The sequence below is a fragment of the Wolbachia pipientis genome (assembly GCA_023052945.1).
Taxonomy (GTDB): Bacteria; Pseudomonadota; Alphaproteobacteria; order Rickettsiales; family Anaplasmataceae; genus Wolbachia.
In genome coordinates, this window is the sequence record CP095495.1 from 615,191 (window position 1) to 628,417 (window position 13,227).

Here is a 13,227-nt window from a genome sequence, read left to right on the forward strand (position 1 = left end):
TTTGTATATTACGTATTTTGTAGCATAGCTAAAATCGTTGCTTCTGCAACCTTTTCTTCACCAACACATGCAATACACTCAAATTTACATGCACTTAAACGTGCGTTTTTAACATTAGCTTGCAGAATCAGTGTGTCCCCTGGAGTGACTGGCTTTCTGAATTTTGCATTTTCAATAGACATAAAGTAAATAGCTTTGTTTTCTATTGTACCTTGACTTTCTTTACCAAGAACACATATAGCAGATGCTTGAGCTAGAGATTCAATTATCAAGACTCCTGGCATTATTGGATGACCAGGGAAATGACCAATAAAAAATGGCTCATTGAAAGTCACATTTTTGATTGCTTTTATACTTTTACCAGGATCACACTCTATAACCCTATCTACTAAGAGAAACGGATAAGAATGTGGTAGTATTTTTATAATATCACTGATATTAAATTGCATAAGCCTACTCAATGCCTTTTAAAGCAAATTCAGGTATTTCCTTGTTTATATTGTTTAATACCATATCCGATAAATCAACTTCATCCATAGAGTATAAAACTTGGTTCTTTTTTGAAATAAATAGTACCAAATCTATGTTGTCTTTTTCTGCCGTTTTTTTAGCAACTTCTTTTATCTTGTTAAAAACACTCTCTACTGCATCTCTATAACTTTCTTCTAAATACAACATTTTTTTAGCGTAAGCATCTCTAGCATTTACAGTATGCTTATTAAACTGCTCTGTCTTTTCCTTTTTTGCTTCTTCTGACAAAAGTTCAAATTCTTCTTTTGATGGCTTAAGTTTTTCTAACTCACTTTCAAATTCTTGTTGTAATCTAGAATTCTGCTCCTTTATTTGTTGTTGTATGTTTTGCAGAGCAAGAGATTCATTGATAACTTTATCACTATCAATAATGGCAGCCTTTGTGTTCTGAGGTTGATATCCTGCAAACTTATACCCCACAAATAAGGAAATAATTAAGCCAATAACTGATATAAATAACTGTATATATTTCATTCAAATCCCCGCTTCAATAGAAAATTTAACATTTGGTAATGGTATTATATCATAAGATTCCTTTACTAAAGGAAACCCAAAATCTAATCTAAGTCTACCAAAAGGAGAAGGCATTGAAAAGCCAAAACCTGGTGACACTCTTATAAGCTTACTATCATTATATGGATCTTTATATTTCTCATTTTTATCATCTAAGCCAAAAAGTGTTGCATAGTCAACAAATAATGAGCCGTTGATACCAGCATAGTCATATAGTTTTGGTAGTGGGAAATCTACTTGCTGTGTTAAATTAAAATAAGTTTTGCCTCCTAACGAGCTTTTATTGTTGTCTATTGCTCTTGGTCCGATACCAGAAAAATCAAACCCTCTAATCTCATTACCCCCTTTAAAAAAGTGCTGGCCAATGTTTAAATCTTCATCGGTATAAGAAAAAATATGACCTGCCGCCATCTTAAAGCGCAGTATTATGCTATCGTCAATTTCACTTAATATAGGATGCGTGTAAAAAGACAAGAACTCAGATTTTAGGAAGTTTACATTCCCTCCCAATCCTGAAATATCCTGACTTATACGCAATAAATATCCTTCTTTTGGAGCATAAAGATTATCCAGTTTATTATATGCCAATGTGTATCCTACTGATGAAATCTGATGTTCACCTCCTTGCCTCTTTATTATATCAGAGATGTCATTGTCTTTTCCACCCTTATTATCCATGTGTATACGGTTATACTTGTAAGAGTAGCGAATGGAATTAGTTAAGTTTTCTATAACTTTGTATGATAATTTTGTTGAAAATCCCATGTCACAACTGTCGAAGCTAGTGTGTGGTTTATCTTGTTTTTCATAAAATACGCCCACACCTAGTGATGTATCAGAATCGTTAAAATTATTTTCAACAACCTCTACATTAGTAGAAAGTGAATATTTATTTTTTTCAAGAGCAAAAGAGAGCTCTTTACCACTACCAAATAAATTACGATCTGTGAAATCAGTTTTTACAAATGCTCCGCCAGGAAAGGACATACCTCCTGCTAAAGATAATGAGGCAGTTCTTTTTTCTTTAACATTTAAGTCAAGATTTACTGCATTGTCATTAACTGCATAACTATTTACTTTCACTGTTTCAAAAAAATCACTACTCATTAGTTTTTTACGTGATTTTTGAATCTCAGATATATTGTACGCATCACCTTCTGCTATACTTAGCTTACTTCTGATCACCTTATCTAAAGTGCGATCGTTACCATCAATTGTAATTTGATCTATATAAATCTTTTTACCCGGCAGCACTCTGTAGGTCACATCTACAACATTGTCACGTTGTGCATACTCTGGATTAACTTTTGCAAATATATATCCTTTCTCATTTAAATACTTGTTTATTTTTTCTACTGTATTATTAATTTTAACTCTATTAAATACCTTATCGTTTTCCTCTGTTATAAAGTCCAATATTTCTTCTTTTAGGCTTAAATCCTGAATTTCAGTTTCAATATTAACCTCATTATTTCCAAACAAATATTGCTGTCCTTCGTCAATCAAAAAAGTCAATTCTATCTGATTATTATTATCAACCTCAACAATCGGTTGAATATTATTTTGAATATATCCTTTAGATGAATAAAAACGATCGAGCAATTCTATGTTAATCAATAAATGCTGTGGTGAATAACGAGTTCTGCCCTTAAACATGGCTCTAAATAACTTACTAAATATGTCATTACTATGCACTTTAATAGCTTGCTCTAGCTCGTTTTCAGAAAAGTTTTTGTTACCTATAAATCTCATATCCTTAATTTTAGAGGTTTTACCTTCTTTTATTTTAAAAATTAGATTGACCCTATTACTATCAAGCTTATTCAGCTCATATTCAATTTTAACACCAACCTTACCATTATTTCTATAAGTAGTGATTAAATTCATTAAATCGTTTTGCAATTTTGTTTCAGTGAAAATAGTTAGCGATTTTGATTGAATTACATTATTTAGCAGCTCTTTGCTGTTAAATAATTTATTACCCTTTAATATTATCTTGTTAATTAGTGGATTTTCTTGAATTTTTACTACTAAATTTTTTTTATCATCGATATAAGCGTTAACACTAGCAAACAACTTTGTTTTATATAAACCTTTTATAATCGAATCTATATCATCGTCGTCTACATAGCTACCAGGTTCTAACTTTATATAAAACCCTACTGTTTGATTGCTTACTCGCTCATTGCCAATGCATTTGATATCTTTTATCTGTACTTTTTCCTTATTTTCTAAAGCAACAAGTAGAGCGGGAAAGGAGATAAAAATTACTATTAGTATGTAAAATAGCTTTTTCATATTTATTTTAAAAAAGACTCCTAATATCATTCGAAATTGCAATTGCCATCAGCAAGAACAAAATGAAAGCACCAAAGGTAGCCTCATATTTTTGATATTTCAAACTTAAATCTCTACGTATAACTGCTTCTATAATATAACGAAATAAATGCCCACCATCCAGTAGCGGAATTGGTAGCAAGTTAATCGCAGCTAAATTAGCTGAAATAATTGCCATGAGATACACAACCATAATAAATCCTTTTTTGGCTGATTGCCCTGAATATTTTGCAATTTTTATTGGTCCACCTATTTCACTTGCACTTCTCTTACCAACGATAATTTGAAAGATAGCTTTGATCGTTAAGCACATAGTGTGGTAAGTTTCACTTACTGATAAGCTCACAGCCCCAAGAAAAGATGACTGCTTTAATGTATTGACTGAAATAATCCCTATAGTTTCTCTTTCTATTATGTTGCCAAAAACATCTCTACTCTCAATTGTCAATGGAGTCAGGCTAGTTCTACGCTCCTCATTATTTCTGCTATATTTAATTTCCATTCTCGTCTTGGGGTTCGACATTATCACACGTGAGATATCTTCAAAGTATTTTATTTTATGTTCATTGATTTGTGTAATAGTGTCACCTGGTAATAGGCCAGCTTGTTTGGCTGCACTTCCTTCAATTACATCCCTAATCACCGGTAGAGTGCGGTAATAACCTGCCGTGCTAAAAAATATTGTAAAAGCTATAACAGCAAGTATCATATTTGCAAAAGGTCCTGCAAAAACCACTGCTGCTTTTTTATACCGCGGTTTTGTATGAAATGAATACAACTTTTCTTCTTCAGTTAATTCTTTTTGATCAGCTGGGACACTCGCTGCATTAGTATCCCCTAACATTTTAACATAACCACCCAATGGAACAGCGCTTAATTTCCATCTAGTTCCAGACTTATCGTTAAAACCAAAAATTTCAGGACCAAAACCTATAGAAAAAAATTCAACTTTAACTTTGCATGCTTTGGCAACAACATAATGCCCATATTCATGCACAAACACTATAACAGAAATGATTAAGGCAAATGACAAAAAACAATATATTCCATTGCCAAACTGATGAATGAAATTCGAAATTAACTCCACCTGTGTATTTAGATCTTAAACAAATGTTAAGTATATTAAAACGCGCCTCGCTTGACAAGTATTTAGTTTAACTTTTAAATTAAAAAAAGTTTAATTGTAATGACAGATACCTCACTACTCAGAAGAAAATTGATGTATAGAAGCTGGCATAGGGGTTGCAAAGAAACCGATATACTTTTAGGGCATTTTGCATTGAAGTATCTTGATAAATTTTCCTTGAGCAAACTAATCGAATACGAAAAAATAGTTGATCTTGATGATTACGAATTATATTGTTACATAACTTGTAAGACAAACCTCCCTCCTGGCTTAAATAGTCAGATAGTCAATTTAATTGCTTGCTTTATTGAAGCTAATCCTTTATGCACTCAAGATTAGTGATAATCTTATTTACCTTATCTAGTACCTCAATATATTCTATTCTTTTCTCGTTTCTATACTTTTCGCGCTCTTGATTTGCTTCATCCAACCGCTTTGTTAATTCTAAAATTTTATCCTCAAGAATTAGCGCTGCAAGTAAGAAATTTAATGCATCTGAACCCTTACCTCCAGTTTTTTGAGATACAGAACCAACTAGCTTGTCAAAACTATTAGCAAGACGTAATAAATGGCTCTTCTTCCCACTTTCGCAAGATATTTTGTATGTGTTATTACGTATAACTATTTCTACTACTTGCATATGGTGCTAAAAATTTCTATCGTACAGTATAAACTCAAACCCCTACTTTCATCTTATTTATGGTATAAGTTTTTATTCATTTATCAAATCAGATAATTTTTTACTGCTACGAAAATATGTTTTAAAGTATTGATTCTTTGTAAACTTCTGTAACATTAAATGGCTTGTTTCTTTCAAGTTATAACTTCTAACTGAAAAAGAACCAAACCCCCTAATTTCAACTCTATTATGATGCTTCAATGTGCTTGAAAGTATCCCAAAAAATCTATCAATTATAGCTGCTATAACAATCTTATCTAAAAAAGGATGTCTTTTTGCTACCCTCGCTATTATATCAGACTTTGTTGCCATTTATATGAAGCCAAAATAAGTAAACCTTATCACTTAGCAGATAATACTATGTTATATTTTTCAACACCCAATACTTCAACTTCTATTTTTTCTGATATAGAGAACTTTTTATTTTCCGGTAAATGCTCTTGATCTATTAGAAGGGTTACATCGTTCTCAACTTCAACGACTAGTTCATTATCTTCTCTCTTACCTACAATAACCTGTATTTTATCGCCTACCTTAACTTTCTTTATCAGTTCTTCAAGAGGATCATACTCTATTTGTTTTATTCCAAGATAAATTCTTGCCCGATTCACGTTAGCCCTTATTACTTTTGCTTCTATTTTATCACCTACATTATACTTCTTTATCTCATCTGAGCTATTTTTAGACCAACTTAAATCTTTCACATATATTGTCCCTTCTACGTTCTCATCTATTTCAGAATCATTGAAAGCAACAGATACATATGAGCCGGTATTATTCTTCACTTCACCAGAAACAATAGAACCAGGAGGATATTTATTGATAAATACTTGCCAAGGGTTGTCTACACACCTTTTCATGCTTAAACTCATCCTACTCTTAGCAATGTCAATACTGAGAATTTTTACATATACTTCTTGTCCCCTTGTTACGAGACTACTAACTGGTAAATTACTCTTAACCCAAGTTATTTCTGACGAGTGCACTAAACCTTCAATTCCAGGTCTAAGCTCAACAAACAATCCATAATCTTCTATGCTTGTTACATAACCCTTATGCACACTATCAACTGGATATTTTGACTCTGCATCTTGCCAAGGGCTATCTTCTAGCTGCTTCACACCCAAGGAAATTTTAGCATTTTCCTTATCTATTTTTATAATTTTAACTTTTATAGTCTGGCCACAAGCAAAAACTGCAGATGGATGACTCACTCTACTCCAAGAGATATCTGTAATATGTAGCAACCCATCTATAACTCCCACTACATCTGATTCATGAATACCGACAAATACACCGTAATGAGTGATGCTTTTTATTTTTCCTTCTATTATATCGCCTTCATTTAAAGATTCTAAAAATTTAATTTTTTCACCAGCGTGCAATTTTTCTAACACCAGCTTTCTTGATACTACAATATTACCTTGCTTCTTATCCATTTTAAGCACGATGAACTTTTGTTCAGTTTCAATAAGGTGATTCGCGTCTTTTACTTGCTTCAAATCCACATGACTCAGCGGTAAAAAAGCGCTTATTCCATCACCAAGATCAACAATAAAACCACATTTAATTGAGCGTTTAATAACTCCGCTTACTTCAGCTCTTGTAACTGTATCTTCTTCCAACTTATTCCATTTCTCGTCTCTAATTGCTTTTTCACGGCTAAGAACAACATTACCATGATAATCTTCAATTCTTTCCACATAAACTCTAATTTTCGAGCCAATAATGATCTCATCATTACAACCGAGTTCCTTGATCAGAATTCTCCCGTCAGACTTTAAACCAATATCAACCACAACGTCGTTAGGGTTTATTCTTGTAATTACACCTTCTACCACATCTCCTTCTTTAATTTTGTTAACAAAAGAACCTTCAAACAAGGCATTATCTTGATCCTCAAATTGGCCTTGACATATCTCTTCTATAAACTTGTTTGATGATAGCTTTCTGATAGTAACCGGTAGATTTACAACTGGATCATTATTATTCATGCAATGTGACCTTTAATTTAAACTTTATTAGAACTCATATATTATATAATATTAATAATTATTGACAAGTAATTTTTCGTTAATTCATTTCGAGAATTGTTTAAGCTATATAAAATATAGTGAGAAAATTATATATGTATCAAGAATATGCTATTTAAGAATAGCAAGTGGATTAGATCGTTCTCCAGAAGGTCCAGGTTAAAACCGGATGTTGATGAAATATTGGAAAAATATTCTATTCAAAACAGCAAGGAATCTATAGAGAAGATTGTAAATTCACGAAAAAGAATATGGGTAGAAAGAGGCTTTGGCAACGGTGAAAATATGCTTTACCAGGTGCTCAATGAACCTGATCTATTATTTATAGGATGTGAGCCCTACTTAAAGGGGGTTTCTCGCTTGCTAACAAGCATAGAAATACAAAACATAAAAAACATTTTAATATGGACAGAAGATGCAAGAGAATTGATTGCAAATTTTCCTGACAACAGTAGACCTGCTGCGAATCAAGCGATAAAAAAAAGGAAAGGAGGGTGACTAAAATCAAGGTTAACTAAAAGGCGTGCTTAAGATTTACAATACCAGCAATAATATTGAACCTCAGGTTATATTTTTTCTGAAAATTGCGATAAACATTCGACATAATCTTAAATATCTTTATCTCTCGGATCTTGTTTTCTACTCTCATTCTAAATGATGCTAATCTTCTATTATGCTCTGGAGTTAATGGCTTTTTACGATACTTTTTATATGGAATTATAACATTGCTTTGCAATTTTTGCCAACCTTGATATCCAGAATCGGCATGTTTTATGCTATCAAGTGGTAAATATTTTTCTTGTTTCCTTATGCGGAAATCACTAATTCTACCACGGTATGACTTTGACACTGATAAAATTCTTCCTCCTTCTTCGATAATAATCTCAGTTTTCATAGTGTTGGTTCTTTTTTTTCCTGAATATGATTTCTTCCGTTTTTTACTATCTTCTGGTCTCTGTATTTGCTGTTCTGTAACATCAGCCAAAATCTTCAGTATTTTTTCTGGCGTCATACTTCTATCTTTTGTTATAGTCACTTTTTTGGCGAGTAATGGCTCTATTCTCTTAAGTAACCTACATACATTTGCGTTGTGTACATTGAATAGGCATCCTAAAAATCTATGTGTTATGTAAGTGCGATAGTACAAAATTACGCAAAACAACTTATCTTCCAGAGTTGGTAGTTTTGATCTTCTACCATGACACTTTTTCTGTTTTTCCCATCCAGACCTCACTTTTTCCACTACTTTTTCGAACTCCTCTATAGTTAAACCTGTTATATTACGAAAGTTTCTTGGGTGTTTTTTCATATTATAGTAACTAAAGCTCATTTTTTTTCCTTACTTGATCTGCTTATTCTTCTTCTACCTCTCTCACATCATTTTTTCAATCACTTTTTGCAGCAGGTCTAGTGTTGAAAGATTCTTTATCCTCTTTCCAGATCCATGGCCAAAAAGAAGTCACAATAAAAGACGATTAATTAATACGGAATTTTTAAATTTATTAGCAAAAAAAATACTTATAACAGGGGAAATATTCATTGCAACCGATCATCAGGACTATGCAGAGTGGATAGCATCACATATAAAGCAGTGTAACTCTTTGATCTATAGGGAAGACGATTTCACAAGTTATACTCTTACAAAATACCACAAAAGAGCGCTCAAAGATCAGCGTAAAGTAAGGTTCTTTAAAGTAAGTGTTATTAATAATTTGCAGACTATGGATCAATAGAGTTTTTGCATATCTCTTTTACGTTAACTATAGATTAAAAATAATAAAAAAAGAGGGAGAAATAGAGTAAATTCCTTTAACTACTTCTCCTTATGAAGAAATAGCAAATTTTTTAAGTTTCTCTTTAACCAACGGGCTCCCATGAGGAGAGGAGAGTAAAGATCTTTTTTCATAGATATCTTAACACTTTTTTCTTCTTTTGTAGTTGGCGGACAAGTAAGAAAGTGAACCTTTGGTGCGCCACTAATTATTGCCATTGGTGTTTGCTCTGCCCCTTCTCCCATAACTAAAACAGCAGATGTTGCCAGTGCATCAAGAAGATTGACTTGTGTTACTTTAAGTGGCTCGCTATAAAGATCTGGTTTGCCTATATAAGAATAAAGTGGCTCAAATCCACACCAACCAAGAGCAATGCCTGTAACCCCACGACGCATAGGTGTTACATTACTATCTGTAATCAAAATACCAAGATGTTTTATGCAGTGTTTTGTCTTGAGATAGTTCCATATTGATAGAGCTGTTTTCTGAACATCTTTTGGATATAGAATATACACCTCATTACCATTTGATTCATCAATACCAGCAGATGGAATTAAGATATTATCTTTAATCGTTAAACAGATACTGTGAGCCATATCAACAATTGCATCAGCTTCTCTCTTGATTAGCTCTTCTTTAGAACAAGCAGTTTTGCAAACCACTTGTTTTTGACAAATGGAAATGATTTTCGATGTGATAGCAAGAACAACTTCCTCTTTTAGCAACTCTGAAACATAGCGATCAAGAACCTGCTCTAATACTTCTCCACATTCAATGCGGTGGGTATAAATTGCTTCAATATGCATATTAACGTGTTAGCTTGCATATAGTATAGTCTTTTGTTTTGGTAAGAATAGTTTTATTCCATCTATCAAGAAGTGTTAAGTTGAAATATACATCACCTTCATGAGGTCTGTGAATTTCTGTTATGATAAACTCTGAGATTAAATCATACTTCAAAAAAAGGTGCGCTATTTGTGCTCCACCAATCACGAAGACTTTAGAACTACTTTGGATTGACAAAAACTCTTGCATGGAAGAAACAATAGTGCATTCTATGCCTTTATTAAAACAAGGACCTAATTTGTTACGAGAAAAAACAATAGGCTTTAATATGTTTTGTGGTATTGTTTCAAATGTTTTTCTTCCCATCACCATAACTTGTTTGTCAGTCACTTGACGAAAATGATCTAACTCACTTGGATAATGCCAGGGCAATCCATTATTTATTCCAATCACCCCATTGGGATCAACAGCCATAATTCCGATAATCTTCATTCCTGTAAAGCAGCTTGAGCTACAAAAAATCGCATGTGATCACGCACATTATGCACTCGAAGGAAATCAACCTTGTTGTGCAATGCAGATGATAAAGCAATTGTTTCTAAATCTCGGTTAAAGACAGGTTCTGTAGAAAAAGAAGAAATAAATGACTTTCTAGAATGACCAACCAGAACTTTGCAGCCAAAACTTTGCAATGCTTCTATATTGCGTAAAAGCCAGATATTCTGATATAGAGATTTTCCAAAACCAATACCAGGATCAATAATTATTGAACTTTGATCAAAACCTAGAGCTAGTAATCTATTAATGTTCCTTTCTGCCCAATGGTTTATGATACTAGTGTCATCTAGAATAATGTTATCCTTATGTGGTGGTATGGAGAGCGAATGCATAATAACGATGCTACATCCACTGCTAGCAACTGCTTTTAAGGTATTATCATCTAGATCTCCCTTCTGATCGTTTACCCAGGTAATTTTGTAGTGTTTTAAAACATTCAAAATAACACCTGGCCAGAAACTATCAATGCTAACTTTAATATCGCCAGCTTTCATATAATTGCTAAGATTATCAAGTACTGGCTTTAGACGTGCATACTCTTCCTCTGGGATCTGCATTAAAGATCCAGGTCTTGTTGATTGAGCACCAAGATCAACTATACTTGCACCGTCTGATACCAGTTGCAGTGCTTGCTTGGTTGCTTGATCTGCATCATAATAAAGACCACCATCTGAAAATGAATCAAGAGTAATATTGACAATACCCACAAGCTCTGGCGAAAGCGTAAAACTCTTTAAAAAACAATCTTGAATGTTAGGGATATCGTAAGCAACAGTACCGAACGTCTTGTTGATTATTGGAGTATTATCCATAGGGTTCAGCATTGCCATCAAGTGAAGCAAAAATGGTCTGTTTATCAATTCTGGGTGAGGAATTCTAAGGTAGGGTGTATCGAGCGTTAGATCATCCCATAACAAAATATCCAAATCAATAACGCGAGGTGCCCACTTTTCATAGACCTGCAGGCGGCCAATATCACACTCAATTTGTTTTAGACCTTTTAATAACTCTTCGGGAGAAGAAGAACAACTTCCATAGACAATCATGTTGAGAAATGGCTTATCCCACTCAGGTGGAGCACCGTTTGGTAAAATGGCCTTAGTTTCTAGAATGATCGAAGACTTTAAATCTTTAAAATAGCGTTCCTTTAGTAACTGAGCAGCCCTTTGTAAATGGGAAAAGCGATTTCCTATATTTGAGCCAATAGAAATATAGATCATTAGTTATCTTCCTGTTCTTGTAATGTATTACAATAAGTAAAGAGAACACCTCCATGCACACCGGGAACGGGTGGTGCAACTTTGTGAGTAGTCACTCTTATGGAAGAAATAATATGTTTTTTTTGCACCAAAAGATTATTAATGGCTCTGTATATATCATGGGTTAAGTGCTCGATTAAATTGAATTGCTTGCTTTGAACGAGAGATTGAATACTCTGAACTACCTCCAAGTAGCATATAGTATCCTCAAGCCGGTCAGTTGTAAGTCCTAAAGGGGAGGATTTAAAGGTAAAATCAATATTAACACTAACTAATTGAGAATGAAACTTCTCTTCTGCACTACATCCTAAATGAACCCAAAGCCGCAGGTCAGATATAAGAAGATTACATTGCATTTTAATATCACTGAGTTTAATCTACTTACAATTAATGACACATACTAGCGTTCATCATCCCGTCAAGAAAACCCCACAAGAGTTTTGCTCCTTTTTTAGCGCCTTGCATGGCTTTCTCTTGCTCTTCTTCGCTTAAGTCTGCAATAAGATTTGCACATTCCTCAGAATGCCATTCATCAGCATGCATATGAACCGTAAAAAATTGAAGAGAACGCTCATCACTTATTGAATAGTGTTTTTTTAAACCTTCAATTTTAGACTTAGAAACCTCTGGAGTTTGACGTTCATAAGCATAAAGTGCACCCAAACCGGAAGCAAAGTCTGATCGTACAATATCAAAGTAACCATCAACTAACTCCTGTGTCTCTTTAATCTGTGCATCCTTATGGAGATCAGACCGTGTTACACCAAGCCCTTCAGCAAAACGTTTCCATAACTCTGGGTGATTTTCATCACCTTGTTCTTCTTCTATCAAATTACCAAGCAAAACCTGTCGCATTTTTAGATCTGGGCACAAAAAATGTATACCACTGATATAACGAGGGAACGCAGCAACGTGGTGATAATATTCTTTAGCATAGGTTTGTAAAGCTTGCAAGCTTAAGCTTCCTGTATTCCATGATTGGTAGAATGGATGATTTAGTAAGTGCAACTCATCTAACTTATTATTCAAAAGTTTAGTAAATTCCATTATTTCCTCTATTATATCAATATATAATTCATATACTATAGTTTTCTCATTGTTACGATCATGCTAAGATTAACACAATGGTGGGATTGGTAGGACTCGAACCTACGACCAATTCGTTATGAGCGAACTGCTCTAACCGACTGAGCTACAATCCCTTTTATCAATATTTATAATACACACAAAAGCAAATTTGTCTATTAGCTTATTTCACTATCAACCCAACTTAGCAAATCATTTGTTGCACCAATTTTGCGTGCAATTTCCTTACCATCTTGAAATATGATTAAAGTGGGTATAGATTGCACTCCATACTTACTTGGCACTTCAGTCCCTTCATCTATGTCGAACTTGCAGATCTTAATCTTGCCTTTTCTGTCTTTAGCCAACTGTTCAATACGCGGCATTAGACTTTTACATGGCCCACACCATTCTGCCCAAAAGTCTATCAGAACAAACCCTTTATAGTCGGTGACTTCAGATTTGAAATTTTGATCATTTACCAATGTAATATCATCACTCATAAAATACCTAAATTTTTGTAAAATATAGCGCATCAATCAACAGTTAATCAACTAAATTCTTCTGA

15 protein-coding genes, 1 tRNA gene and 2 pseudogenes are annotated in these 13,227 nt (G+C 33.5%); 3 read left to right on the forward strand and 15 right to left on the reverse strand.

The features are described from left to right. Positions 1-8: 8 nt before the first annotated feature. Genes fabZ through rseP form a run of 4 tightly spaced genes read right to left on the reverse strand, consistent with a single transcriptional unit; the run spans position 9 to position 4,414 of the window. Entirely contained in the window at positions 9-449 is a 441-nt protein-coding gene (fabZ, locus tag MWH06_02940) for a 3-hydroxyacyl-ACP dehydratase FabZ (GenBank protein UPA55570.1), read from the reverse strand. Between the two features lie 4 nt (positions 450-453). Further along, positions 454-1,005 carry an OmpH family outer membrane protein gene (locus MWH06_02945; protein UPA55571.1) on the reverse strand — a complete coding sequence of 184 codons (552 nt, stop codon included), beginning with the start codon at positions 1,003-1,005 and terminating at the stop codon, positions 454-456. Next, on the reverse strand, positions 1,006-3,342 hold the full coding sequence (bamA, locus tag MWH06_02950) for an outer membrane protein assembly factor BamA (GenBank protein UPA55572.1): 2,337 nt from the start codon (positions 3,340-3,342) through the stop codon (positions 1,006-1,008). Positions 3,343-3,349: 7 nt separating this feature from the next. Further along, positions 3,350-4,414 carry an RIP metalloprotease RseP gene (gene rseP, locus MWH06_02955; protein UPA55573.1) on the reverse strand — a complete coding sequence of 355 codons (1,065 nt, stop codon included), beginning with the start codon at positions 4,412-4,414 and terminating at the stop codon, positions 3,350-3,352. A gap of 153 nt (positions 4,415-4,567) precedes the next feature. Between rseP and MWH06_02960 the strand changes: the two genes are divergently transcribed. After that, positions 4,568-4,846: a succinate dehydrogenase assembly factor 2 gene (locus MWH06_02960; protein ID UPA55574.1), complete on the forward strand. Its 279-nt coding sequence runs from the start codon at positions 4,568-4,570 to the stop codon at positions 4,844-4,846. On the opposite strand, the gene zapA is transcribed toward MWH06_02960, so the two are convergent. From zapA to MWH06_02975, 3 genes are all read right to left on the reverse strand, one after another. Continuing rightward, a complete protein-coding gene (gene zapA, locus MWH06_02965) occupies positions 4,821-5,147 on the reverse strand; it encodes a cell division protein ZapA (protein ID UPA55575.1) in 327 nt (108 codons plus the stop codon). The genes MWH06_02960 and zapA overlap by 26 nt on opposite strands. A 72-nt stretch (positions 5,148-5,219) precedes the next feature. Further along, positions 5,220-5,498: an integration host factor subunit beta gene (locus MWH06_02970; protein ID UPA55576.1), complete on the reverse strand. Its 279-nt coding sequence runs from the start codon at positions 5,496-5,498 to the stop codon at positions 5,220-5,222. A gap of 29 nt (positions 5,499-5,527) precedes the next feature. After that, on the reverse strand, positions 5,528-7,180 hold the full coding sequence (locus tag MWH06_02975) for a 30S ribosomal protein S1 (GenBank protein UPA55577.1): 1,653 nt from the start codon (positions 7,178-7,180) through the stop codon (positions 5,528-5,530). Positions 7,181-7,327: 147 nt separating this feature from the next. Between MWH06_02975 and MWH06_02980 the strand changes: the two are divergent. Next, positions 7,328-7,672 (forward strand): annotated as a pseudogene (locus MWH06_02980) (tRNA (guanine-N7)-methyltransferase). A gap of 61 nt (positions 7,673-7,733) precedes the next feature. Here the strand turns inward: MWH06_02980 and MWH06_02985 are convergent. Beyond that, the gene (locus MWH06_02985) at positions 7,734-8,549 is read right to left on the reverse strand and encodes a transposase (protein ID UPA55578.1); all 816 of its coding nucleotides are present in this window, start codon (positions 8,547-8,549) and stop codon (positions 7,734-7,736) included. Positions 8,550-8,625: 76 nt separating this feature from the next. On the opposite strand from MWH06_02985, the pseudogene MWH06_02990 reads away from it, so the two are divergent. Continuing rightward, positions 8,626-8,952, forward strand: a pseudogene (locus tag MWH06_02990) (tRNA (guanine-N7)-methyltransferase). A gap of 80 nt (positions 8,953-9,032) precedes the next feature. On the opposite strand, the gene MWH06_02995 reads toward MWH06_02990, so the two are convergent. The 7 genes from MWH06_02995 to trxA form a co-directional block, all read right to left on the reverse strand. After that, positions 9,033-9,797 carry a putative folate metabolism gamma-glutamate ligase gene (locus MWH06_02995; protein ID UPA55579.1) on the reverse strand — a complete coding sequence of 255 codons (765 nt, stop codon included), beginning with the start codon at positions 9,795-9,797 and terminating at the stop codon, positions 9,033-9,035. 1 nt (position 9,798) lies between these two features. Beyond that, positions 9,799-10,269: a dihydrofolate reductase gene (locus MWH06_03000; protein UPA55580.1), complete on the reverse strand. Its 471-nt coding sequence runs from the start codon at positions 10,267-10,269 to the stop codon at positions 9,799-9,801. Beyond that, complete coding sequence (gene folP, locus MWH06_03005) at positions 10,266-11,555, reverse strand: dihydropteroate synthase (GenBank protein ID UPA55581.1); 1,290 nt, start codon at positions 11,553-11,555, stop codon at positions 10,266-10,268. Before folP ends, MWH06_03000 begins: the two co-directional genes overlap by 4 nt. Further along, positions 11,555-11,950 (reverse strand): dihydroneopterin aldolase, encoded by a 396-nt coding sequence (locus tag MWH06_03010; GenBank protein ID UPA55582.1) that lies wholly within the window; start codon positions 11,948-11,950, stop codon positions 11,555-11,557. Before MWH06_03010 ends, folP begins: the two co-directional genes overlap by 1 nt. A 31-nt stretch (positions 11,951-11,981) precedes the next feature. After that, positions 11,982-12,641 (reverse strand): CADD family putative folate metabolism protein, encoded by a 660-nt coding sequence (locus MWH06_03015; GenBank protein ID UPA55583.1) that lies wholly within the window; start codon positions 12,639-12,641, stop codon positions 11,982-11,984. A gap of 78 nt (positions 12,642-12,719) precedes the next feature. After that, positions 12,720-12,796 (reverse strand) — tRNA-Ile (locus MWH06_03020). A 42-nt stretch (positions 12,797-12,838) separates the two neighbouring features. Then, positions 12,839-13,162 carry a thioredoxin gene (trxA, locus tag MWH06_03025; GenBank protein ID UPA55584.1) on the reverse strand — a complete coding sequence of 108 codons (324 nt, stop codon included), beginning with the start codon at positions 13,160-13,162 and terminating at the stop codon, positions 12,839-12,841. Positions 13,163-13,227: the final 65 nt, after the last annotated feature.

Bases quoted from the DNA above. Each gene is read 5' to 3' on its own strand.
- fabZ (UPA55570.1), bottom strand. From the start codon at position 449: ATGCAATTTAATATCAGTGATATTATAAAAATACTACCACATTCTTAT.
- MWH06_02945 (UPA55571.1), bottom strand. From the start codon at position 1,005: ATGAAATATATACAGTTATTTATATCAGTTATTGGCTTAATTATTTCC.
- bamA (UPA55572.1), bottom strand. From the start codon at position 3,342: ATGAAAAAGCTATTTTACATACTAATAGTAATTTTTATCTCCTTTCCC.
- MWH06_02960 (UPA55574.1), top strand. From the start codon at position 4,568: ATGACAGATACCTCACTACTCAGAAGAAAATTGATGTATAGAAGCTGG.
- zapA (UPA55575.1), bottom strand. From the start codon at position 5,147: ATGCAAGTAGTAGAAATAGTTATACGTAATAACACATACAAAATATCT.
- MWH06_02970 (UPA55576.1), bottom strand. From the start codon at position 5,498: ATGGCAACAAAGTCTGATATAATAGCGAGGGTAGCAAAAAGACATCCT.
- MWH06_02975 (UPA55577.1), bottom strand. From the start codon at position 7,180: ATGAATAATAATGATCCAGTTGTAAATCTACCGGTTACTATCAGAAAG.
- MWH06_02985 (UPA55578.1), bottom strand. From the start codon at position 8,549: ATGAGCTTTAGTTACTATAATATGAAAAAACACCCAAGAAACTTTCGT.
- MWH06_02995 (UPA55579.1), bottom strand. From the start codon at position 9,797: ATGCATATTGAAGCAATTTATACCCACCGCATTGAATGTGGAGAAGTA.
- MWH06_03000 (UPA55580.1), bottom strand. From the start codon at position 10,269: ATGAAGATTATCGGAATTATGGCTGTTGATCCCAATGGGGTGATTGGA.
- folP (UPA55581.1), bottom strand. From the start codon at position 11,555: ATGATCTATATTTCTATTGGCTCAAATATAGGAAATCGCTTTTCCCAT.
- MWH06_03010 (UPA55582.1), bottom strand. From the start codon at position 11,950: ATGCAATGTAATCTTCTTATATCTGACCTGCGGCTTTGGGTTCATTTA.
- MWH06_03015 (UPA55583.1), bottom strand. From the start codon at position 12,641: ATGGAATTTACTAAACTTTTGAATAATAAGTTAGATGAGTTGCACTTA.
- trxA (UPA55584.1), bottom strand. From the start codon at position 13,162: ATGAGTGATGATATTACATTGGTAAATGATCAAAATTTCAAATCTGAA.